Here is a 20964-nt window from a genome sequence, read left to right as displayed (position 1 = left end):
ACCGCGGGGCGGTGCGCGCACCGGCGCGGCGGACGGTCAGTCCCACACCGGGTCGGCGAGGTGCTCGCTCAGGGTCGCCGCCCACACGGGCGCGGAGGCGGGCACCCCGTCGATGAGCCCCACCGGGACGTCGAGCTCGAGGACCCGCGCGGGGGCGCTCGTCGTCGCCACCCGGCACGCCGCGACCGCGTCGAAGGACCGCACCTGCCCCACGGCGCGCATCCACCGCCGCACGTCCTGCACGGACCGGTCGGCCTCGACGGCCGCCCACACCTGGTCGGGGTCGAACGCCCCCACGAGCCCCGACGCGAGGGACCAGTCGGAGGCGTCGGCGCCCACACCGAGGGCCACGACGAGCGGCTCCTCGCTCTCCACCGTCGCGGCCCGCAGGCGGCGGGCCGACATGCCCGTGAGGACCCACGGACCGAAGCCGGTCTGCGGCGACAGGCGCCCGGCGAGCGCGATCGACGTGTCCGGGACCCCGAGCCGGCGGGCGACCACCTGCGCCGCCTCCACGACGGACTCCCCCTGACCGGCGACGACGACGACGGAGGCGGGCTCGCGCACCACCTGCGGTGCGCGGGGCACCCGCGACATGACCTCGGACAGCGTGTACCGGCCCTGGCCCGGCGGGAGGTCGGCGAGGAGACGCCGCGGGACGCCGAGGTCCACGAGCTCCGGGAGCGTCGCCCCCGTGGTCCGCACACTGACGAACTCCGCCGGGCGGACGGTCTTGCCGAGGACCACGGGAGGGGCGACGGCCGGGGGCTCGACCACCGGCGCCACCACCGGCTGCGCAGGCGTGGTGGCCTCCTCGACGAGCACCTCCGGCGCGGCGGGCCCGGCCGCCCCGCCCTCGGAGCGGGTCTGCGCGGCGAGCTGGCGCACGGAGTCGAGGACCGACGCGAAGGAGTCGCGCTCGGTGGACACGGGCACCTCGTCCTCCGCGACGGCGCCGTCCCCCGCGTCGGCGGCGTCGAGGAGCGCCTCGATGCCCATCGGTGCGGCCGGGCCGGACCCTGCGGCACCGGCCCCGGCCGCCGGGGTGACGATCTGCACGGGCAGGGACAACGGTGCCTGCGGGCTCCCCGGGGCACCTGGACGCACGGCACCGGCAGGCCCCGGCCGGACGGGACCGGCGGATCCGGTGTCGGGCACGTCGACGGTCAGCTCGTAGCGTTCCTTGGCGAAGAACCCGGCGACGCCGCCCGAGCGGACTCGCTCGGCCTTGACGACGCGGGCGGTCGGGCCCATCTCCGCCCGGACGCGCAGCAGCAGCGTCTCGAGGTCGGCTCCCTCAAGCAGCAATCGTCTCGGCATCACGGACCACCCCCACGGCCTCGATCCTCACACCTGCACCCGTCACCTCAGCGTAGGACAGCACGGGCGCCTCGCCGTGCTGGAGGGCGACGAGCGAGTGCAGGGCAGGACGCAACGCCGGGGCGCACACGAGCACGACGGGGCTCCCCGCACCCTCGGCCGCCCCGCGGCCGGTCGCGAAGGACCGGAGCATGGCGTCGAGGCGAACGGGGTCGAGGAGGATCTGGCTGCCCTGGTCGCCCGGGCGCAGGCCCTCGAGGAGCGCCTGCTCGAGCACGGGGTCGATGGTCATGACGCGCAGCACGCCGTCGCGCACGTGCTGGGCCGTGATGGCCGGGGCGAGGGCGAGCCGAGCGGCCTCGACGAGGCCCTCCGGGTCGGTGCTCACCTTCGCGCGGAGGGTGAGCGCCTCGTAGATGCGGCCGAGGTCGCGGATGGGCACCTGCTCGCCGAGCATGCGCTGCAGCACCCGCTGCACCTCACCGAGCGACAGGAGGGTGGGCACGAGCTCGTCGACGACGGACGGGTTGACCTGCTTGACGCCCTCCGTGAGGACGCGGACGTCCTCGCGGCTGAGCAGGCGGTCGGCGTTCTGGCTGATGACGCTGCTCAGGTGCGTGATGAGGACCGACACCCGGTCCACGACGGTGGCCCCGGTCATCTCGGCCGCGAAGCGCATCTCCGTGGGGACCCACTTGCCGGCGAGACCGAACACGGGCTCGTGGACCTCGACGCCCGGCAGGGAGCCGAGGTCGTCGCCGAGCGCCAGCACCCGGCCCGGGGGGACCTCGCCGCGCGCGGCCTCGACACCGGAGATGCGCAGCACGTAGGTCGACGCGGGGAGCTCCACGGAGTCGCGGGTCCGCACCGGCGGGACCACGACGCCGAGCTCGAGGGCGATCTTGCGGCGCAGACCGCGGATGCGGGCCAGGAGGTCGTCGTCGGACCCGCTGTTCACGAGGTCGACGAGGTCGGGGGCGAGGAGGATCTCCAGGGCAGAGACCCGCATCTCCTCGATGAGCTTCTCCGGGGTGTCGGCCGACGGGCCCGCGGTGGCGACGGCCTGCTCGAGCAGCTCCTCCTTCTCGACCTTCGCGGCGTTCGCCTTGATGCGCTGGGCCGCGACGAGGAGCAGGGACCCGACGATGACGAACGGCAGCTTGGGCATCCCGGGGAGCAGGGCGAGCGCGAGGGACGCACCGCCGGCGATGAGGAGCGAGGTGCGCGACTGCGAGAGCTGCTTGCTCGCCGAGGTCCCGAGGTCGGCGGAGGCGGTGGCACGCGTGACGATGAGGCCGGTGGAGACCGAGAGCAGGAGGGCGGGGATCTGCGTGACCAGACCGTCGCCGATGGTGAGGAGGCTGTACGTCTCGAGCGACTCCCCCGCCGTCATGCCGCGCTGCGTCATGCCGATCGCGAAGCCACCGGCGAGGTTGATGAGCGTGATGATGATGCCGGCGATCGCGTCGCCCTTGACGAACTTGGACCCACCGTCCATCGCGCCGTAGAAGTCGGCCTCCGCGGCGACGTCGGCACGGCGCTGGCGCGCCTGGTCCTCGGTGATGAGGCCCGAGTTGAGGTCGGCGTCGATGGCCATCTGCTTGCCGGGCATCGCGTCGAGGGTGAAGCGCGCGCCCACCTCGGCGACGCGCCCCGCACCGTTGGTGATGACCACGAACTGGATGACGACGAGGATGAGGAAGATCACGAGCCCGATGATCAGGGACCCGCCCACCACGAAGTGCCCGAAGGCGCCGATGACCTCGCCCGCGTAGCCGTCGCGCAGCACGAGGCGCGTGGAGGCCACGTTGAGGCCCAGCCGGAAGAGCGTCGCGACGAGCAGCAGCGAGGGGAACACGGAGAAGTCGAGGGGCCGCTTGACGTACATGGTCGTCAGGAGGATGACGAGCGACACGACGATGTTCACGACGATGAGGAAGTCGAGCATCCAGGCGGGGAGGGGCACGACGAGCAGGAGCACGACCCCGACGATCCCGACGGGGACTGCCATCTTGGCGATCTCTCGGTTCTTCATGAGGGCCCGTTCTCCTTGGTCGATGGGCTGGCGTGGTGGGTCATGCGGCTGCGGTCCTCTGCGTGGGCCCGGCGGGTGCCCGGGGCGGGACGGTGGTGGCGGTCGGCATCGTCCGGATGCCTCCTCCGCCGCCGCCGCGGCGCTTGAGCGCCATGACGAAGGCGAGGACCTGGGCGACCGCGGTGTACAGGTCGGCGGGGATCTCCTGGTTGAGCTCGCACGCCCCGTGGAGGGCTCGGGCGAGCGGGACGTCCTCCACCATGGGCACGCGCTTCTCGGCGGCGATCTCGCGGATGCGCGCCGCGACGTGCCCGGCGCCCTTCGCGACCACCCGGGGTGCGCCTTTGCCGGGCTCGTACCGCAGGGCGACGGCGACGTGGGTGGGGTTCACGAGGACCACGTCGGCGTTGGCGACCTCCGCGATCATGCGGTTGCGGCTCATGGCGATCTGCTTGGAGCGGATGGCGCCCTTGAGGAGCGGGTCGCCCTCGGACTGCTTGTTCTCCTGCTTGACCTCGTGCATCGACATGCGGGTCTTCTTCATGTTGCGCTTCATGACGACCACGATGTCCGCCACGGCAAGCACGAGACCTGCCGCGACCGCGCTCCACAGGAGCAGGCCGATGCCCCCGCCGGCGGCGGACAGCAGGGCCGCGACGGACAGGCCGCCCGCCGTGAGGAGCACGGGCATGAGCTTGACGACGGCCAGGTAGAGGACGCCGCCGACCACGAGGGTCTTGAGCAGGGCCTTGACGCCCTGCCACAGCGACTGCATCCCGAAGGTGTTCTTGATGCCCTTGAGGATGTTGAACTGGTCGAAGCGGGGCTTGAGCTTCTTGGTGGCGATGCGCACCCCGCCCTGCGCCGCGTTGGCGATGAGGGCTGCGAGGACGACCGCGATCATCATCGGTGTCACCGACACGAGGATGGATCCCATCCCGGTGCCGAGGAGCTCGACGACCTGCTGGGGGTCCGGGTCGGCGATGACGTGCCGCACCGCGATCATCTGCTCCGACGCGGCAGCCTTCCCGCGGTCGAGGACCATGGGCAGGGTGATCACGGCGGAACCGATGCCGAGCCACGCGCTGAGGTCCTGGGACCGCTGCAGCGACCCGTCCTTGCGGACCTGCTTCATCCGCTTGGGGGTGGCCTTCTCGGTCTTCTCACCGGAGTCCTGGCTCATCGGGTCACCCCCAGCATGGTCTCGACGGCGGTCCCGGTGAGGGCCTCCACGATGCGGGGCATCGCGAGGAAGGTCATGGACCCGAGGCTCACCGTGAGGAGGATCTTCAGCGGGAAGCCGAGGGCGAACGCGTTGAGCGCGGGTGCCACACGGGTGAGGAGGCCGAGGCCGACGTCGGCGAGGAACAGGACGACGACGAGGGGGCCGGCGATCTGCAGGGCGGCGAGGAACATCCCGGTGACGCCCTGCACGGCGGACTCGCCGACGGCGGCGAGGTTCAGGGGCGTGCCGAGGGGCAGCGCGTCGAACGTCCGCACGAGTCCTCCGATCACGAGCTGGTAGCCGTCCGACACGAAGAGCAGGACGACCGCGGTGAGCTGGTAGAGCCGCGCGAACTGCGCGCCGTTGACCTGCGTCATGGGGTCGAACCCCTGGGCCAGGGAGAACCCGCCCATGAGGTCGATGATCGCCCCGGCGGACTGCACGGCCGCGAAGACGAGGGCGACGAGGTACCCGAGGGCGAGGCCGATGACGGCCTGCCCGAGGAGGTTCAGAACGTAGGCGCCCGTGCTCGACGACGCCTCGGTGGTGACCCTCGGCATGATGGCGAGCGCCAGCCCCAGCGCGAGCATCACCTTGACGGTCCCCGGGATGCCCTTGTGGGAGAACGGTGGCGCGACCACGAGGAACGCGACGATCCGCACGCCGACGAGCATGAGGGCCTCGAGGGAGGCGAGCGAGAGGCTGAGGGTCATGGTCGGGTCACCCGCCGAGGAGCGCGGGGATCCGCGCGAACATCTCGTGGGTGAAGCCGACCATCTCCGCGATCATCCAGTGCCCGCAGATGAGGAGGGCGAGCGACACCGCGATGGCCTTGGGCACGAAGCTCAGGGTCACCTCCTGCACCTGGGTGATGGACTGCAGGAGGGAGACGGCGAAGCCCACGACGAGGGCGGTGACGAGGATCGGTGCGCAGAGCTTCGCGGCGATGATGAGGCCCTGGACCCCGATGTCGAGGACGGCTGAGGTGTCCATGGCGGTTATCCGTAGCTGCCGACGAGGGCGGTGATGATCAGGCCCCATCCGTCCACGAGGACGAAGAGCAGGATCTTGAAGGGCAGGGAGATCATCACGGGCGGGAGCATCATCATTCCCATCGACATGAGCGCCGCGGAGACGACGAGGTCGATGACGAGGAACGGGATGAAGATGACGAACCCGATGATGAAGGCCGCGCGGAGCTCGGAGAGCATGAACGCGGGGATGAGGGTGAGCATCGGCACGGACGCCGGGTCCTCGGGGTTGGGCTGCTCGGCCGCACGGGTGATGAGGGCGATGTCCTCCTCGCGGGTCTGCCCGAGCATGAACTCGCGCAGCGGGGCGGACCCCGCCTCGACGGCCTGCGTGAAGCCGAGGCCGCCGTCCACGTAGGGCTGGACGCCGAGGCTGTTCACCTCGGAGAGGACCGGTCCCATGATGAACAGGGACAGGAAGAGGGCGAGGCCGGCGAGCACCTGGTTGGGCGGGACGCTGGTGAGGCCGAGGGCGTTGCGGGTGAGGGCGAGCACCACGAAGATCTTGGTGAAGCTCGTCATCATGAGCAGCAGCGAGGGGACGACGGACAGCAGCGTGATCCCGAGGAGGACCACGATGGAGTCGCTCGGCTTGGCGTTGGTGCCGTCGATGTCGACGGACAGGATGCCGTCGCTGCCCTCGACGCCCTCCACGGGGGCGACGCCGACGCCGTCCACGCCCTCGACGGGTGCGATCGGCTCGTCCGGGTCGCCGGGGGCGGCGGGCAGGACGGTGGAGACGTCGACCGGTGCGGCCACGGCGTGGGCCGGGGCGAGCACGGTGGCCGCCGCGGCGAGGAGGAGGACGACGAGCGCGAGCAGCATCGTCTGCACCGCCCGGCGTGCTGCCGGGGGTGTGCGGGGCGCGGGGTTCACCGTCTGACCGTGCGTGACTGCATGACGGTGAGCGCCTGGCGCCACGTCGCGGGTGACAGGACGGAGCCGTCGAGGGCTCCCCCGCCGGCGGCGGGGGCCGCTGCGGGGACGGGGGCCGCGGTGGCGGGCGACGCGACGCCGGTCCCGGCGTCCTCGGTCTCCTCGGGCAGAGCCTTGACGAGGGTGAGGGCGGCCGTGACGTCGATCTCCTCACGGACCTCTCCCGCGGGGAGCTCGTCGGGGACCTCCTCGGCGGCGGGCACCGCCTGCGTGCTGAGGACGTTCACGCCGGCGTCGGTGACGCCGAGCACGAGCCGCTGGTCGCCGACGTCGAGCACCGCGACGCTGGCCCGGGGGCCGAGCACCTGGCGGCCGACGACCGCCATCGTCACCCCGGGGGTCCGCAGGCCGCGGGCCGTGCGGCGGCTGGCGGGGCGCAGCCCCGAGCGCGTGAGCAGGCGCCCGAGGGGCCCGTCCCCCCGCTCGGAGGCGGAGGTGTCCGACAGGCGCCGGCCCGCGTACCAGATGAGTCCGAGCACCGCCGCGAGGGACAGGGCGGCGCGCAGGACGACGACGGCGGTGTCCATCAGGCGGTGGCCTCGGAGGTGTCGAGGATCTCCGTGATGCGCAGCCCGTAGTCCTCGTCGACGACGACGACCTCGCCGCGGGCGATGAGGCGGCCGTTGACCATGAGGTCGGCGGGGCTGCCGGCCACGCGGTCGAGCTCGACGACGGTTCCGGGCGTGAGGTCGAGGACCTGACGGACGGGGAGCTTCGCACGACCGATCTCGGCGGTGAGCGTCATCTCGACGTCGTAGAGGAGGCGGAGGTTCTCGGCGCGGGCCGGGGAACCGGTCGACGCGGGGGCGGCCTGCTCGGCGGCGACCCGGAGGCCGAACCAGCCGCGGACCTCCCCGGCGGCCTCGAGGGCGAACAGCTCGAGGCCGTCGGCGTCGAAGGCGGTGCCCGCGTCGCGGATCTGCGCCTCGCCGAGGACACCCTCGCCGAGGGCCGCGGCAGCTGCCTCGAGGGCCGGGCGCAGCGCGTCGGCGATGGACACGAGCGCCCCGGCACCGGCGAGGGCCTCCTGGACGGCGGCGCGGGCGACGACGACGAGGTCGGCGCTGCGTGCGCCGACGTAGGAGGCGCGGACGCTCACCTCGTCGGGCGTCGGGCCGTCCGTGAGGGGGCGGGCGACGGCCACGAGCGGCACGTCGGAGGGCACGAGGGCCGCGAGCGCGTCGGCGGCCTTCTGGGCGAGCTCGCCTGCGGTGGCGGGGGTGGTGTTCATCGGTCGTTCTCCTCAGCGTCCACGATCTTGCAGGCCAGTTGTCGTCCGTTGTTCCCTGCGACGCCGCGTGCGAGGACGCGGCCGTCGACGACCACGTCGAGCGGTCGGGAGACGGGGTGGTTCATGGGGATGACCTCGCCGACGGCGAGGTGCACGACGTCGCGGGGGTGGATGGTGCGCGGGGCGAGCCGCACGGACACGTCCACGGGGACGGTGTGGATGGTGCGGTGGAGGCGGTCGCTGGCTTCCTGCTTGGCCTCGAGCTCCTCGCGGGAGTGGACGACGACGCCCTCCCCCTCGCGCATGGGGCCGAGGAGGACCTCGGCGGGCACCATGAAGGTGGTGGTCGTGGGGCGGTCTGCCACGTCGAGGGAGAAGGTGGCGACGATGACGGCCTCGGAGGCGGGCACGGCCTGCACGAACTGGGGGTTGTACTGGATGGACCGGATGCGCACGTCGAGCGGGACGACCGACGCGAACGCGTAGCGGAGGTCGGCGAGGGCGCTGGAGAGCATGTCCGTGACGAGGGTCGTCTCGATCTCGGTGAGCTCGCGGGGCGCCTCCTCGCGGACGAGGCCGGGGCCGCCGAGCACGTAGTCGATCCACAGGAGCGTCGTGTCGCTGGGGATCTGCAGCACGGCGGTGGCGCGGGTCTGCTCGACGCCGCACAGCACCATGGTGGTGTGGTTGTCGAGGCGTCGCACGTACTGGTCGTAGGAGACCATCTCGACGCTGTCGAGGGTGACCCCGACCATGACCCGCAGGCGCGACGTGAGCTGTGTGCCCCACTGCCGCGCGAATGTCTCGAACGCCATCTCGAACGCCCGGCCGTGCTCCCGGGCGAGCGTCATGGGTCGTCGGAAGTCGTAGGTCTCCGGGGAGCCTGAGCGCTGTCGACGCGCACTGCCGCGCGCCATGTCCTGAACCGTCACGAATAGCACCATCGGCGCCCTCGGTCGAGGTATGAGGAAAAGTGGGACGACGAACCGTGGGTCCGTGGGTCCTGCCCCTCGCAGGTCGTGCTGCGAGGGTCGTGCGGCGCCCTCCATGGCGCCCCGACTCACCGGCATCCGTGCCGGTCACTGGGTCTCGATCAGTGAGTCGTCGCGGTCTCCGCGAAGGCTGGGATCACTGCGTGACGTAGTCCGTCAGATAGACCTCGATCACCTCTCCGTGGTAGTCGTGGATGAGGGTCTCGGCGAGCTCAGCCTTGAGGGCGTCGCGGGTCTCGGGGTTGGTGACGTCCGCGACGGTACGCCCGGAGAACAGGGCGATGGCCGCGTCGCGGGCCTTGGCGGCGTCGACGTCGTGGTGGAGGTCGGCGATGAGCTGGAGCCCGAGGCCGAGGCGCAGGTAGTGGCCGTCGGCGAGGTTGAGGCTCATGGCCTCGACGGTGAGCACCTCGCCCGGGACGGGCTCGGGCTCGGCCTTCTCCTCGCCGGAGCCTGCGAAGAGGAAGAAGTACGCCCCGGCGGCTGCGGCGACGACAGCGCCGCCGATGATGAACAGGAGCTTCTTGCTCTTCTTCGCCGGTGCCTCGGGTTCGGCGGCGGGTGCGTCCTTCTTGGGCTTGATGCCGCCGGACGGCGCCGCGGTGGGCCGGGCGGGCGCGTTCATGACGCGTTGTTCGATGGGCATGTGCTCACCCCTTCTCGAGTGTGGGGACCATGGGGAGGAGCTCCCTGATCCGTTCGGGCTGGTTGCTGAGGACGACGAGGTCCACGCGGCGGTTCGCCTCGAGGCCTGCGTCGGTGTCGTTGGGGAGCAGCGGGCGGGACTGTCCGTAGCCGGTGGCCGCGATGCGGGCGCCGGGCATGCCGTCGGTCTCGACCATGCGGCGCAGCACCTGCGTGGCGCGGTCGGAGGACAGCTCCCAGTTCGAGGAGTACCGCGAGGTGGGCACCGTGTTCGCGTGCCCCTCGATGGAGATCTCGTTGGGGATCGCCACGAGGTACGGCGACATGGTGTCGATCACCTTCTGGGAGGTGGGCGTCAGCTGGGCGCTGTCGGCCGCGAAGAAGACCTCGTCGGTGACCATGCCGATGACGAGCCCGCGTTCGTCGATCTTGAACTGGAGCACGCCGGGCAGGCCCTGGGCGGCGAGCGCCGCGTTGATGGCCTCCGCCAGGTCCTCGAAGCTGCCGTACTCGGCGCGGGCTGCGGCGAGGTCCGCCGGGTTGGTCGCGTCGCCCCCGCCGTCGGCGGGCTCGCCGAGCTCCTGGGCGGTGTCGGAGGTCACCTGGGGGACGATCTCGGAGATGCTCGGGACCACGACGCTGCTGCTCGTGTCGGTCAGGGGCCCGGTGCCGTCGGTGAGGATGGACACCTGGGGGGACCCGAACCCGGCCGCGAGCGACTGGCGCAGCTGGTCGAACTTGGCCTCGTCGACCTGGCTGATGGCGTAGAGCACGATGAAGAGGGCCGCGAAGACGGTCATCATGTCGGCATAGCTCACGAGCCACCGTTCGTGGTTCTCGTGCTCCTCCTCGATCTGCTTCTTGCCCTTGCGTCCACCTCCCCCGCTGCTCATGCGGCTTCCTTGACCTGTTCGCCCGGGGGCAGGAGGCTGCGGAGGCGCTCGCCGACGAGGCGCGGGTTGGCCCCGGCCTGGACGGACAGCAGGCCCTCGACGACGAGCTCCATCTGGGCGCACTCGAGGTCGGAGAGCCGGCGGAGCTTGTTGCCGATGGGCAGCCACAGGACGTTGGCGGAGAGGATGCCCCAGAGGGTCGCGACGAAGGCCGCGGCGATCATGTGGCCGAGCTCCTCGGGGTTGGAGAGGTTCTCGAGGACGTGCACGAGGGAGATGACGGTCCCGACGATGCCGATGGTCGGCGCGTAACCGCCCATGTCGGTGAAGAACTTGTAGTCGGTCTTGTCGGAGACCTTCTTCGAGTGGATGCGGTCCTCGAGGAGCGCACGGAGGTCCTCGGGGTCGGTGCCGTCGATCGCGGACCGCAGGCCGTCCTTGAGGAAGTCGTCGTCGATGTCGCGTGCGGCGTCCTCGAGGGCGAGCAGGCCCTCGCGGCGAGCGCGGTCGGCGAGGCTCACGAGGGTGTCGATCGACTCGGTCGACGACTTCGGCTTGCTGGTGAACGCCTTGGGCAGCGCCTTGAGCGACGAGAGCGCGTCCTTGAGGGTGCCGCCGGCGACGGCCACGAAGAACGTGCCGCCGAACACGAGGATCATCGGGGCCGGCAGGAGCACGGCCATGGGGCTCGCGCCCTCGAGGATGATCATCGTGAGGATGGCGCCGAGCGCCGCGAGCACACCGATGAGAGTTGCCGGATCCATCTAGACGTCCTCCTCGGAGAGGTGCGTGACGAGCGAGAGCTCGGTGTGGCGCTCGCGGCGGACCGGGAGCGCGACGGGCTCGTCGTCGGGAAGGGTGGGGGCGGCGCGCAGGTCCGGGCGTCCGCTGCGCTCGTGGCGCTCCGTGTCCTCGTCGTCGCGCTGGATCTCCTGGGCGCGGGCGATCATCCGCGAGCGGTGCTCGTTGATGCGCTCGATGACCTCGTGCATCGTCTCCTGGACGATGTACTTGGTGCCGTCCACGAGCGTGAGGATCGTGTCGGGGGCGCTGTCGATGCGCTGCACGAGGTCGGGGTTGACCGCGAAGGGGGGCCCGTTGAGGCGCGTCACGACTATCACTGGAAATCCGTCCGTGGGATGGTGCGGGGTCCGTCCATGAACCCACACGGGACCCTTCGGCGGGGTGGGCCCCGGTATGAGGCTTCGCCGCAGGTGGCGGCAGGTGAAGAGCGCCACCTGCGCGCCCTGGGGAGGGCGCGCGGGAGGCCCCCGGGCGTGCCCAGGGCCACGTGCGGGAGCGCACGTGGCCCTGGGTCACGCTCGGGGTGCGGCAGGGGCCGCGACGTCAGCGCTTGAGGTTGACGAGCTCTTGGAGCATCTCGTCGGAGGTGGTGATGACGCGGGAGTTCGCCTGGAAGCCGCGCTGGGCGATGATGAGGTTGGTGAACTCCTGGGAGAGGTCCACGTTGGACATCTCGAGGGCCCCGCCGACGAGGGTGCCGCGGCCGCCGGCGCCCGCTGCGCCGATCTGGGCGTCGCCGGAGTTCACGGTGGTCGAGTAGAGCGACCCGCCGGCCTTCTCGAGGCCCACCGGGTTGGCGAAGGTGCTCAGCGCGATGCGCCCCACCGGGGTCTTGAGCCCGTTGGAGAACGCCCCGAGGATGGTGCCGTCGGCGTTGATGGTGAACGACTGGAGCGTGCCGGCCTGCTGGCCGTTCGAGGTGGCCTTCTCGATGTTGTCGAGCTTGGCGAACCCGGTGACGTCGGAGAGGTCGTAGGCGATGCCCGCGACGGTGACGTTCCCGGCGGGGGTCGCGATGGCGCCGTCCGCACCGAAGGTCACCTGGCCGGACGCGGTGCCGTCGACCGTGAGGTCCCACGCGGCGCCGTTCTTGGTGAAGCTCAGGGTGGAGACCCGCTCGTTACCGAGGGCGTCGTAGACCTTGACGTCACGGTTGAGCGTCGTGCCGTTGGCGGCGTCGGACGGCAGGTTCCCCCCGAAGGTCACGGAGCTCGTCGCCTCGGCCCCGTTGAGGACCGTGGTGGGCAGGCGGAGGTCGACGAGCGGCCCGTTGGGGTTCACCGCACCGTCGACGGCGGCCCACCCCTGGACGAGGGCTCCCTCGCCGGTGACGAGGTTGCCGTTGGCGTCGAAGTCGAACGCGCCGGAGCGGGTGTAGAAGTCCTGGCCGTTCTTGCTCACCACGAAGAACCCGTCACCGGAGATCATCATGTCGGTGCTGCGGTTGGTCACCTGGGAGGCGCCCTGCTGGAAGTTGGTCGTGATGCCACCGACCTGGACGCCGAGCCCCACCTGCGCGGGGTTGGTGCCACCGACGCCGGCCTGGGCACCACCGGCGTTGGTGATGACCTGGCTGAGGGTGTCCTTGAACTGGGTCTGGGAGGCCTTGAACCCGGTGGTGTTGACGTTGGCGATGTTGTTGCCGGTGACGTCGAGCATGGTCTGGTGCGAGCGGAGTCCGGAGATTCCTGCGAAGAGCGAGCGGAGCATGGTGGATCCCTTCGGGGGTTCGGGCTAGGCGGCTGTGGTGGGCGCGGTGGCGCCGGCGGGTGCGGTGGTGGTCGAGGCGGGCTGCTTGACGGTGGAGATGGCGTCGAGCACGACGTCCTCGCCGTCGACGGTCACCGAGGGGACCGAGTTCTTGTAGGACACCGAGGACGCGACACCGGTGACGGTCTCCCCCTCGGCGTTCGTGTAGGTGACCTCCTGGCCGATGAGGTTCGCCGCGGCGACACGCATCTGCAGGGCGAAGCTCTCGCTCATGGTCGTGGTGAGCGTGGTGAGCTGCTCCATGGACGCGAGCTGGGTGGTCTGCGCCATCATCTGCGTGGTGTCCATGGGCGAGCTGGGGTCCTGGTACTTGAGCTGCGCGACGAGGAGCGTCAGGAACGTCTCGTTGTCGAGCTCCTTCTTGGCGTCCGACGTGGCGGTCGTGCTCGTGTACAGGCCGGTGCCGCCGGTGGCGGTCGTGGCGTCTACGGTCATTTCTGGTCCGTCCTCAGGTGAGCACGTCGACGCGGCGTGCGCCGTCGGCGGGGTGGGTCAGGGGTGAGCTGTCGGGGCCGGTGGCCGGTGTCTCGTCGGCCGGGGTGCCGTCGGCTCCCCCGCCGGTGCTGCGGCCCGTGCCGCGCGGGGTGTCGCCACCGGCGTCGCCCGCGGTGCGTCCCTGCTGGCCCGGCGTGTCGGAGCCGAGCGTGAGGGACGCGTTCATGCCGGTGGCGGCGAGGTCACGGCGCAGGTCGGTGAGGAGCCCGCGGAGCCCGTCGCGCCCGGCGTCGGTCGCCCCGAGGAGCTCGATGCGGATGCCGTCGGCACCGATGTGCGCGCGGACCTGGACGGGCCCGAGGGACTCGGGGTCCACCCGGATGGTGAGCGTGTGCTCGCCCTGGGGTGCGGTCCGCAGCGCCACGAGGGGGCCGCGCACCTGGTCGGCGAGCGTCGGCGCCTGCTGCGGGGCGGGCGCAGCCTGCGGGGCCGCGGTCCGCTCCGGGGCGGCGACGGCCTCGAGTGCCTGGGCGAACGGCGCCGCCGCGGGGGCGGTGGGCTGAGGGGCGGCGGTCGGGACGACGCCGGGCGCGGGTGTCCCCGCACCGAGCTGCTGGCCGTCGCCCGCCCCGGTCTGCTGCTGCGCCGCAGGTGCCGCGGCGGTCTGCACGACGGCGGCGGGTGACGCGTCGCGCGTCGAGGTCACCGTGACGGTGGACCCCTCGACGACGATCGGGGCGGTCGGTGCAGGCAGCGCGGACCGGCCGTCGAGCGGGACGGTGGTCGCCGGTGCGGACGCGTCGGCCCGCACCGTGCTCGGGGCACCCGGCGTCGTGAGCTCTCCCGCCGCGGCGGGTGCGACGGGAGCGGACGTGCCGGCGGGTGCCGCCGGGGCACCAGCGGCGAGCGTCGCCGCCTCGACGCCCGCGGTGGCCGTCGCGAGCGCACCGTCCACCGGGGCGGCCGTCGTCCCGGCGACGAGCGTGTCACCGGCGTCGGCCTGGGTGACCGCCGGTGCGGCGGTCACGTCCGTCGGCTGACCGGCGGTGGCGTCCGCGGCGACCCGGGCGTCGGACAGGAGCGCGATGAACGCGCCCTGCTGGAGGGCGGCGCCGTCGGCCGGGGCGGACTGCTCGGTCACGGGGGTGTCCGGGGTCGTCGCCGCGCCCTCGGGGGCACGGTCGGTGGACCGTCCCCGGTCGGTGTGGCGGGGACGCTCGACGGGGCGCGCGTGCTGGGCGTCCGCGGACCGGGGGCGGTCGCTGCGTGCGTCGTCGCGGGCGGGGCGCCCCGGGGTGGTCTCGCGCTCGAGGGTCCGGGCGAACTGGTCGTGGCCGGCGTCCTTCCCGGGGGCGCGCTGCGCACGGGGCGCGCCCTGGACGCCGGTGGCGTCGGGCGTCCGCGGTGCGGCGATCATCTGGCTCATGCTGCGTCTCCGTGGCGTCGGGCGGTCGTGGGGCGTGCTGGGCGGGCCGGTGCTGCCGGTGTGCCGTGCGGCGTCATGCGACGTCGTCCGGGCGGAACGCCCCGCGCTGCGAGCGGCGGGTGGCGACCTCGTCGAGGACGATCTGCTCCTGGCGGAGGTCCTCGACGGACTCCCGGACGAGGTGCTTCTCGGCGAGCTTCTCCAGGGGGACGGAGCGTCGGCGGGCGTCGGACCAGGCGAGCTCGCTGCGCTGCACGTCGGTCATGGCGGTGACGGTGGCCGCGGCGGCCTCCGTGACCATGCCGCGCAGGGCGGAACGGGTCGCGATGGACTTGCGCCAGGTGCCGACGTCGACGTTCGTGGCGAGCTCGTGGGCGGCCAGCTCGTTCGTCGCGATCGCGCGCCGTGCCTCGGCGCGCCACCGGTCGGCGTTGGCGCGGGCCAGGTCGGCGGCGGCCTGCTCCTCCTGGAGCTTGCGGAACCGCAGGAGCCCGCCGAGCGGGAAGGTGGGGCTCATGCGGCCACGCCCAGACCGCCGACGAGGGCGCGCAGGCTGGCCCACGACTGCTCGGGAGCCGCGGCCTCGTCGACGCCCTGCTGGAGGAACGCGTCGATCCGGCCCTGGTTCGCGAGGGCGGCGTCGACGAGGGGGTTGGACCCGGCGACGTACGCGCCGACGTCCACGAGGTCCTGGACGGAGCGGCGCGCGGCCATGACCTTGCGGAGCGTCGTGGCGTCCTGGCGCTGCTCGGGTGAGGTCACCCGGCTCGCCACACGGGAGATGGAGCCGAGGGCGTCGATGCTCGGGAAGTGGCCGGCGACGGCGAGCCTGCGGTCGAGGACCACGTGCCCGTCGAGGATGGACCGCGCCGCGTCCGCGATGGGCTCGTTGTGGTCGTCACCGTCGACGAGGACGGTGTAGATGCCCGTGACGGAGCCGCGGGCCGAGGTGCCGGCCCGCTCGAGGAGCTCGGCGAGCAGGGAGAACGTCGAGGGCGGGTACCCGCGGGTCGCGGGGGGCTCTCCGACGGACAGGCCGATCTCCCGCTGCGCCATGGCGACGCGGGTGAGGGAGTCCATCATGAGGAGGACGTCCTGCGCGGCCTCGCGGAAGTGCTCCGCGATGCGCGTGGCCACGAAGGCGGCGCGCAGCCGGACGAGGGCGGGCTCGTCGGACGTGGCGACGACGACGACGGACCGGGCGAGACCCTCGGGGCCGAGGTCGTCCTCGAGGAACTCGCGGACCTCACGGCCTCGCTCGCCCACGAGGGCGATGACGGAGATCTGCGCCTCGGTGCCGCGGGCGATCATCGACAGGAGCGTCGACTTGCCGACGCCGGACCCGGCGAACAGGCCCATGCGCTGCCCGCGGCCGACGGTGGTCAGGGTGTCGAGGGTGCGCACCCCGAGGCTCAGGGGAGCTGCGACGCGCTGGCGCTCCAGCGGGTGCGGCGCGCGGCCCTCGAGCGGGACGAGCGTCGTGGCCTCCAGCGGACCCTTGCCGTCGAGGGGACGGCCGAGTCCGTCGATGACGCGGCCGAGGAGGCCGGCCCCCACCGGGACGCGCATGGACCCGCCGGTGGCGCGGACCGCGAGGCCGGGTCGCACGCCCTGGAGGACGCCGAGGGGCATGCACCGGGCGGTGCCGCCGTCGACGGCGACGACCTCGGCGAACATGTCCTGCTGGGGGTCGCCGAGGGTCACGACGTCACCGAGGGCGCAGTCGAGGCCCACGACGTCGACGGACAGCCCGACGGCGGCCCGGACCTGACCGACCCTCTCGGGGGCGGCGGCGCGCAGGACGCCGGTCCAGGCGTCGGTGAGGGCGGTCATGCGGCACCTCCGTGGCTCAGGGTGAGGACGGGGCCGGCGGCGAGGGCGGCGAGGGCCCGCGAGAAGGCGGTCTCGACGCGGGCGTCGAGGAAGCCGCCGTCGAAGGTGCTCACGGCGTCGCCGGGTGCGAGGGTCGGGTCGGCGACGAGCTCGACGCCGCGTGCCTCGGCGGGTGGGCCGGCGGTGGTGAGCGCGGCGAGGTCGGCGGGGTTGAGCCGCACGGTCTGGACCGCGATCTCGTGGGGGACGTCGAGGGCGCGCGCCAGGGCGGAGCGGGCGGACGCCTGGGTGTCGGACAGCTCGTGGCCGACGATCGCCCGGGCGAGGTCGAACGCCCGCGAGTAGAGGAGCTCCCTGGCCTCGTCGACGACGGGGACCACGCGGGCCGCGGCGGCCTGCGCAGCGCTCTCGAGCGCGGCGACGGCACCGCGGAGCTCCGCGGTGCGGGCGGCCTGGGCGGCCGCCGCCTCGGAGCGCAGACGCTCGTGGAGGAGCCGGGTGCTCTCGGCCGCGGCACGGCTGCCCGCGGCGAAGCCCTCGGCGTACCCGGCGACGCGCGCCCGGTCCTGGGTGTCGCGGACCCGGCCGTCGGTGACGACCGTGAGGCGGGTCGCACCGAACGCGTGCGAGCCCTGGGTCGAGGTGTCAGTCGACATACTCGTCCTCCCCGTCCCGTCGGATGACGATCTGGCCGCTCTCCTCGAGACGGCGGATGACCTGGACGATGCCCGAGCGGGCCTCCTCCACCTGAGACATGCGGACCGCGCCGAGCATGTCGATCTCCTCGGTGAGGTTCTCGCTGGCACGCTCGGAGAGGTTGCGCATGATGGCGTCGCGCTCCCCCACGCCGGCGCCCTTGAGGGCCAGGGCGAGGGACGCGGACTCGACACCGCGCAGCACCAGCTGCAGGGCGCGGTCCTCGAGGAGCACGATGTCGCCGAAGACGAACATGCGGCTGCGGACCTCTTCGGCGAGCTCGCTGTCGCGGGCCTCGAGGCCCTCGAGGATGAGCTTCTCCGTGCCGGGGTCGGCGCGGTTGATGATCTCGACGAGGGGGTCGACACCACCGATGGCGGAGGTCTCGCGCGGGGTGAGGACGGTGGACGCCTTGCGCTGGAGCGACTCGGCGACGACGCTCACCACGTCGGGGGCGGCGCGCTCCATGAGGGCGATGCGGTGGGCGACCTCGGCCTGCACGGTCCCGGACAGGCCGGCCATGATGGCCGACGCGTGCTCGGGGCGCAGGTGGGCGAGGACGAGTGCGACCGTCTGGGGGTGCTCCCCCGACAGGAGCGCGAGCACCTGTCGGGCGTCGGCCTGCTGGAGGAACTCGAAGGGCTGGCCGGCCATGCTCGTGGCGAGGCGGTCGAGCATGCTCTGGGCGCGCTCGACTCCCATGGACGCCTCGAGGAGCTGCTGGGCGTACCCGAGCCCGCCGTTGCTGACGGCCGAGCCACCGCCGATGGTCACGGCGTGGAACTCCTCCATGACCTCGTCGGCGACGGCACGGTCGACGCGCTCCATGCGGAGGATCTCCGCGGTGAGCTCCTCGATGGTGACCTCGTCGAGCTGCGACATGACGCGGGCGGCGCGGTCGCGGCCGATCTGCATGAGGACCAGGGCGGCCTTCTGGGTCCCGGTGAGGGTCGCGGTTGCGGTGGTCATCGGGAACCAGCCCCCATCCAGCCGCGGAGGAGCTCGGCGACCTGCTCCGGCTGCTCGTCGACGAGGTCGGCGACGTCGCTGCGCTTGCGCTCGATGGCCAGCTGCTCGTCGGTGGGGCCCTCGACGGCCTGCGGCAGCTCGGGGAGCTGGTCGGCGGCGGCCTCGGCGGCCTGCAGCGCGCGGGCCTCCTCGAGGAGCTGGAGCTCGCCGAGGTCGAGGGTCTCGCGCGGGTCCTCCTTCTTGCGGCGGCTGCGGGCGATGATGATCGCGAGGACGATGAGCGCCAGGAGCACCCCGCCGGTGATGATCATCATGCGCATGCGGTCGGCGGCAGCCTGCTCGGCCTCGATCGCGGCGGCCTCCTCGAGGGCGGTCTGCGCGGCCTCGGCACCGGCGGTGTCGAAGGCGAGGCGGGCGACGGTGACGACGTCACCGCGCTCGGCGTCGATGCCCGCCGCTGCGGCGACCATCGCCTCGAGCTCGGCCATGTTCACCGCGCCGGCCGCGGCCTGGTCGACGGCGACGGACACCGACTGGCGGCGCACCGTCCCGGGGGCGGTCACCGTGTGCTCGGTGACCTTGTTCACGGCGTTGTTGGACTCGCTGGTCTCGTTGCGGTACTCGCCGGTGCCGTTGGCCCCGTTCGCCGGGACGGCGATGTTGTCCGGACCGAGGACGCCGGTCGCGGCGTTGCCGTTGCCGGTGTACTCCTCGACGGTGCTGCGCTCGGTGAGGGCGGGCACGTCCTCGGGGGCCTCGAAGACCTCCTCCGTGCGCTCCGTGGCGTCGTAGTCGAGGTCCGCGGTGACGGACACCACGGCCCTGCCGGGCCCGACGATCGGGTCGAGCATCGACTGGATGGACTGCGCGACGCGCTCCTCGTAGGCGAGGGTCTGCTTGTTGGACGACGTCCCCGCGGCGCCCGCCCCGCCGACGGCGGAGAGGACGGTTCCGGTGGAGTCGATGACGGCCACGTCCGTGGTGGCCATGCCCTCGACGCTCGCGGACACGAGGTGGACGATCGACTGGACCTGGTCCTCGGTGAGGGACACGCCCGACTTGGTCTGGACGAAGACGGACGCGGTGGGGTCCGCGGTCTCGGCGACGAAGACGGTCTCCTCGGGCATCGCGAGCTTGACGGTCGCGAGCTCCACACCGCTCATGGCGGAGATGGTCGCGGCGATCTCGCCCTCGAGGGCCCGCTTGTACGTGACGTCCTGCTGGAACTCCGAGGAGGTCATGCCCATGTCGTCGAGCAGCGAGTACCCGCCGTCGGCCGTGGGCGACACGCCGCTCGCCGCGACCTTGAGGCGCATGTCGTAGACGCGGTCGGTGGGGACCATGACGGTCGTGCCGCCGTTGGTGAGCTCGTAGACGACACCCTCGGTGGTGAGCTGGTCGACGATGGCGCTGGCGTCGGCCGGCGCGAGGTCCGTGTACAGCGGGGAGAACTGGGGGCGGGTCATCCATGTGGAGAGCGCGACGAGCCCGAGGACGAGCACCGCGGCGCCGATGAGGGCCAGGGTGCGCTGGGCGACGGTGAACTCTCGGACGGACGCCAGCAGGCGGCCGAACGCGGAGCTGATCTGCTGCGGCATCAGGCCTGCATCCTCATGATCTCGGTGAACGCGTCGACGGCCTTGTTGCGCACGGCCGCGGTGAGCTCGAGGGTGGCCTTCGCCTGGCTGGAGGCGATCGTGTAGTCGTGGACGTCGTCGAGGTCACCGGTGACTGCGCGGACCGCGAGCTCGTTGGACGTCCGCTGGAGGCCGTCGAGGTTGTCGACGGCACCGGAGAGGATCGACCCGAACGCGCCGGAGACGTCGGACGTGGGAGCCGTACCTTCCCCCGGCCGGACGTACCCGGTGGGGGTGACGGCGCCGGCGGCGCCGATGGCGGAGATTCCGTCGAGGGCGGGGATCATCATCAGCTGCGTCCGATCTGGAGGGCGGCCTCGTAGGTGGCCTTGGCACGGTCGACGACGGCGGCGTTGGCCTGGTAGCCCCGCTGCGCCATGATCATCTGGGTCATCTGGCTGGACATGTCGATCTCGGGGTACTTCACGTACCCGCCGGCGTCGGCGAGGGGGTGGTCGGGCTCGAAGACCATGCGGCCCTCGGCGGACCCGAGCTCGATGCCGGCGACCTGCACGCCCTGCCCGTTCTCGGGGTACCCGACGGCGGTGGCCACGACGTAGCGCGCCTGGAACGCGTCCTCGTCGGTCCCGCGCACGGTGTTGATGTTGGCGAGGTTGTCGCTCACGGCGTCCAACCACTTGCGGCTCACGGTCATCCCGGTGCTCGCGATGCCGATGGCTCCGAATGTCGTCATCTCAGGGTCCTCAGCTCGTCCTCATGGCGATACGCAGCGACGAGAAGCTCCCGTCGACGGCCTGGGTGGCCAGCTGGTAGCGCAGGTTGGTGTCGACGTTGAGCAGCGTCTCCGCGTCGAGGTTGACGTTGTTGCCGTCGAGGCGGGTGGGCTCGAGGGAGCGGGCCTGCGTGGCGCTCGCGGCTCCGGTGCCGCGGGAGACCGCCGACGCGAGGGCGTCCTCGAACTGGACGCGGCCGGCGAGGTAGTTGGGCGTGTTGACGTTCGCCACGTTGTTGGCGATCACGCGCTGGCGCAGCGCCAGGCCGTCGAGGGCGCTGTTGAGCGCCACAAAGGTCACTGAATCGAACACGACCGACCCCAAGGGTTTCGTAGGTGGTGCGGCCGATCCA

24 protein-coding genes are annotated in these 20964 nt (G+C 72.3%); all 24 read right to left on the bottom strand.

Going from position 1 to position 20964, the window contains the following annotated elements; all coding sequences use genetic code 11:
• Positions 1 to 36: 36 nt before the first annotated feature.
• Complete coding sequence (locus tag JAV76_RS06140) at positions 37 to 1320, bottom strand: hypothetical protein (RefSeq protein WP_198733155.1); 1284 nt, start codon at positions 1318 to 1320, stop codon at positions 37 to 39.
• On the bottom strand, positions 1298 to 3355 hold the full coding sequence (locus tag JAV76_RS06135; protein WP_198733154.1) for a flagellar biosynthesis protein FlhA: 2058 nt from the start codon (positions 3353 to 3355) through the stop codon (positions 1298 to 1300). The genes JAV76_RS06140 and JAV76_RS06135 overlap by 23 nt, the downstream gene beginning before the upstream one ends.
• Before the next feature lie 40 nt (positions 3356 to 3395).
• Positions 3396 to 4538 (bottom strand): EscU/YscU/HrcU family type III secretion system export apparatus switch protein, encoded by a 1143-nt coding sequence (locus JAV76_RS06130; protein WP_198733153.1) that lies wholly within the window; start codon positions 4536 to 4538, stop codon positions 3396 to 3398.
• Positions 4535 to 5293, bottom strand: coding sequence for a flagellar biosynthetic protein FliR (locus JAV76_RS06125; RefSeq protein ID WP_198733152.1), 759 nt, complete (start codon positions 5291 to 5293; stop codon positions 4535 to 4537). Before JAV76_RS06125 ends, JAV76_RS06130 begins: the two co-directional genes overlap by 4 nt.
• Positions 5294 to 5300: 7 nt before the next feature.
• Positions 5301 to 5573 carry a flagellar biosynthesis protein FliQ gene (gene fliQ / locus JAV76_RS06120; protein ID WP_198733151.1) on the bottom strand — a complete coding sequence of 91 codons (273 nt, stop codon included), beginning with the start codon at positions 5571 to 5573 and terminating at the stop codon, positions 5301 to 5303.
• 5 nt (positions 5574 to 5578) lie between these two features.
• Positions 5579 to 6436, bottom strand: a complete 858-nt coding sequence (gene fliP / locus JAV76_RS06115; protein ID WP_230401966.1) for a flagellar type III secretion system pore protein FliP — start codon at positions 6434 to 6436, stop codon at positions 5579 to 5581.
• A gap of 47 nt (positions 6437 to 6483) precedes the next feature.
• A complete protein-coding gene (locus JAV76_RS06110) occupies positions 6484 to 7074 on the bottom strand; it encodes a FliO/MopB family protein (RefSeq protein ID WP_198733150.1) in 591 nt (196 codons plus the stop codon).
• Entirely contained in the window at positions 7074 to 7778 is a 705-nt protein-coding gene (fliN, locus tag JAV76_RS06105; protein ID WP_198733149.1) for a flagellar motor switch protein FliN, read from the bottom strand. Before fliN ends, JAV76_RS06110 begins: the two co-directional genes overlap by 1 nt.
• Entirely contained in the window at positions 7775 to 8710 is a 936-nt protein-coding gene (locus tag JAV76_RS06100) for a flagellar motor switch protein FliM (RefSeq protein ID WP_307844022.1), read from the bottom strand. The genes fliN and JAV76_RS06100 overlap by 4 nt, the downstream gene beginning before the upstream one ends.
• Before the next feature lie 196 nt (positions 8711 to 8906).
• Positions 8907 to 9416, bottom strand: coding sequence for a flagellar basal body-associated FliL family protein (locus JAV76_RS06095; protein ID WP_230401940.1), 510 nt, complete (start codon positions 9414 to 9416; stop codon positions 8907 to 8909).
• Positions 9417 to 9420: 4 nt separating this feature from the next.
• Positions 9421 to 10308 carry an OmpA family protein gene (locus tag JAV76_RS06090; protein WP_198733147.1) on the bottom strand — a complete coding sequence of 296 codons (888 nt, stop codon included), beginning with the start codon at positions 10306 to 10308 and terminating at the stop codon, positions 9421 to 9423.
• Positions 10305 to 11072 (bottom strand): motility protein A, encoded by a 768-nt coding sequence (locus JAV76_RS06085; protein ID WP_198733146.1) that lies wholly within the window; start codon positions 11070 to 11072, stop codon positions 10305 to 10307. The genes JAV76_RS06090 and JAV76_RS06085 overlap by 4 nt, the downstream gene beginning before the upstream one ends.
• Positions 11073 to 11420 (bottom strand): flagellar FlbD family protein, encoded by a 348-nt coding sequence (locus JAV76_RS06080; protein WP_307844021.1) that lies wholly within the window; start codon positions 11418 to 11420, stop codon positions 11073 to 11075.
• A 235-nt stretch (positions 11421 to 11655) separates the two neighbouring features.
• Entirely contained in the window at positions 11656 to 12822 is a 1167-nt protein-coding gene (locus tag JAV76_RS06075) for a flagellar hook protein FlgE (protein WP_198733144.1), read from the bottom strand.
• A gap of 24 nt (positions 12823 to 12846) precedes the next feature.
• On the bottom strand, positions 12847 to 13317 hold the full coding sequence (locus tag JAV76_RS06070) for a flagellar hook assembly protein FlgD (RefSeq protein ID WP_198733143.1): 471 nt from the start codon (positions 13315 to 13317) through the stop codon (positions 12847 to 12849).
• 13 nt (positions 13318 to 13330) lie between these two features.
• The gene (locus JAV76_RS06065; protein ID WP_198733142.1) at positions 13331 to 14743 is read right to left on the bottom strand and encodes a flagellar hook-length control protein FliK; all 1413 of its coding nucleotides are present in this window, start codon (positions 14741 to 14743) and stop codon (positions 13331 to 13333) included.
• A gap of 73 nt (positions 14744 to 14816) precedes the next feature.
• A complete protein-coding gene (locus JAV76_RS06060; RefSeq protein WP_198733141.1) occupies positions 14817 to 15260 on the bottom strand; it encodes a flagellar FliJ family protein in 444 nt (147 codons plus the stop codon).
• Entirely contained in the window at positions 15257 to 16576 is a 1320-nt protein-coding gene (locus JAV76_RS06055; RefSeq protein ID WP_198733140.1) for a FliI/YscN family ATPase, read from the bottom strand. The genes JAV76_RS06060 and JAV76_RS06055 overlap by 4 nt, the downstream gene beginning before the upstream one ends.
• Complete coding sequence (locus JAV76_RS06050; RefSeq protein ID WP_198733139.1) at positions 16573 to 17232, bottom strand: FliH/SctL family protein; 660 nt, start codon at positions 17230 to 17232, stop codon at positions 16573 to 16575. The genes JAV76_RS06055 and JAV76_RS06050 overlap by 4 nt, the downstream gene beginning before the upstream one ends.
• Complete coding sequence (fliG, locus tag JAV76_RS06045; RefSeq protein WP_198733138.1) at positions 17222 to 18241, bottom strand: flagellar motor switch protein FliG; 1020 nt, start codon at positions 18239 to 18241, stop codon at positions 17222 to 17224. Before fliG ends, JAV76_RS06050 begins: the two co-directional genes overlap by 11 nt.
• Positions 18238 to 19839 (bottom strand): flagellar basal-body MS-ring/collar protein FliF, encoded by a 1602-nt coding sequence (gene fliF, locus JAV76_RS06040; RefSeq protein ID WP_198733137.1) that lies wholly within the window; start codon positions 19837 to 19839, stop codon positions 18238 to 18240. The genes fliG and fliF overlap by 4 nt, the downstream gene beginning before the upstream one ends.
• Positions 19839 to 20168, bottom strand: coding sequence for a flagellar hook-basal body complex protein FliE (gene fliE / locus JAV76_RS06035; protein WP_198733136.1), 330 nt, complete (start codon positions 20166 to 20168; stop codon positions 19839 to 19841). Before fliE ends, fliF begins: the two co-directional genes overlap by 1 nt.
• A complete protein-coding gene (gene flgC, locus JAV76_RS06030; protein ID WP_198733135.1) occupies positions 20168 to 20572 on the bottom strand; it encodes a flagellar basal body rod protein FlgC in 405 nt (134 codons plus the stop codon). The genes fliE and flgC overlap by 1 nt, the downstream gene beginning before the upstream one ends.
• Before the next feature lie 10 nt (positions 20573 to 20582).
• Positions 20583 to 20924, bottom strand: coding sequence for a flagellar basal body rod protein FlgB (gene flgB / locus JAV76_RS06025; protein ID WP_198733134.1), 342 nt, complete (start codon positions 20922 to 20924; stop codon positions 20583 to 20585).
• Positions 20925 to 20964 lie beyond the last annotated feature (40 nt).

The sequence above is a fragment of the Sanguibacter suaedae genome, assembly GCF_016342785.1.
Taxonomy (GTDB): Bacteria; Actinomycetota; Actinomycetes; order Actinomycetales; family Cellulomonadaceae; genus Sanguibacter; species Sanguibacter suaedae.
Note: the sequence above shows the minus strand (reverse complement) of the source record. Positions and strands in the feature narration are given on the sequence as shown.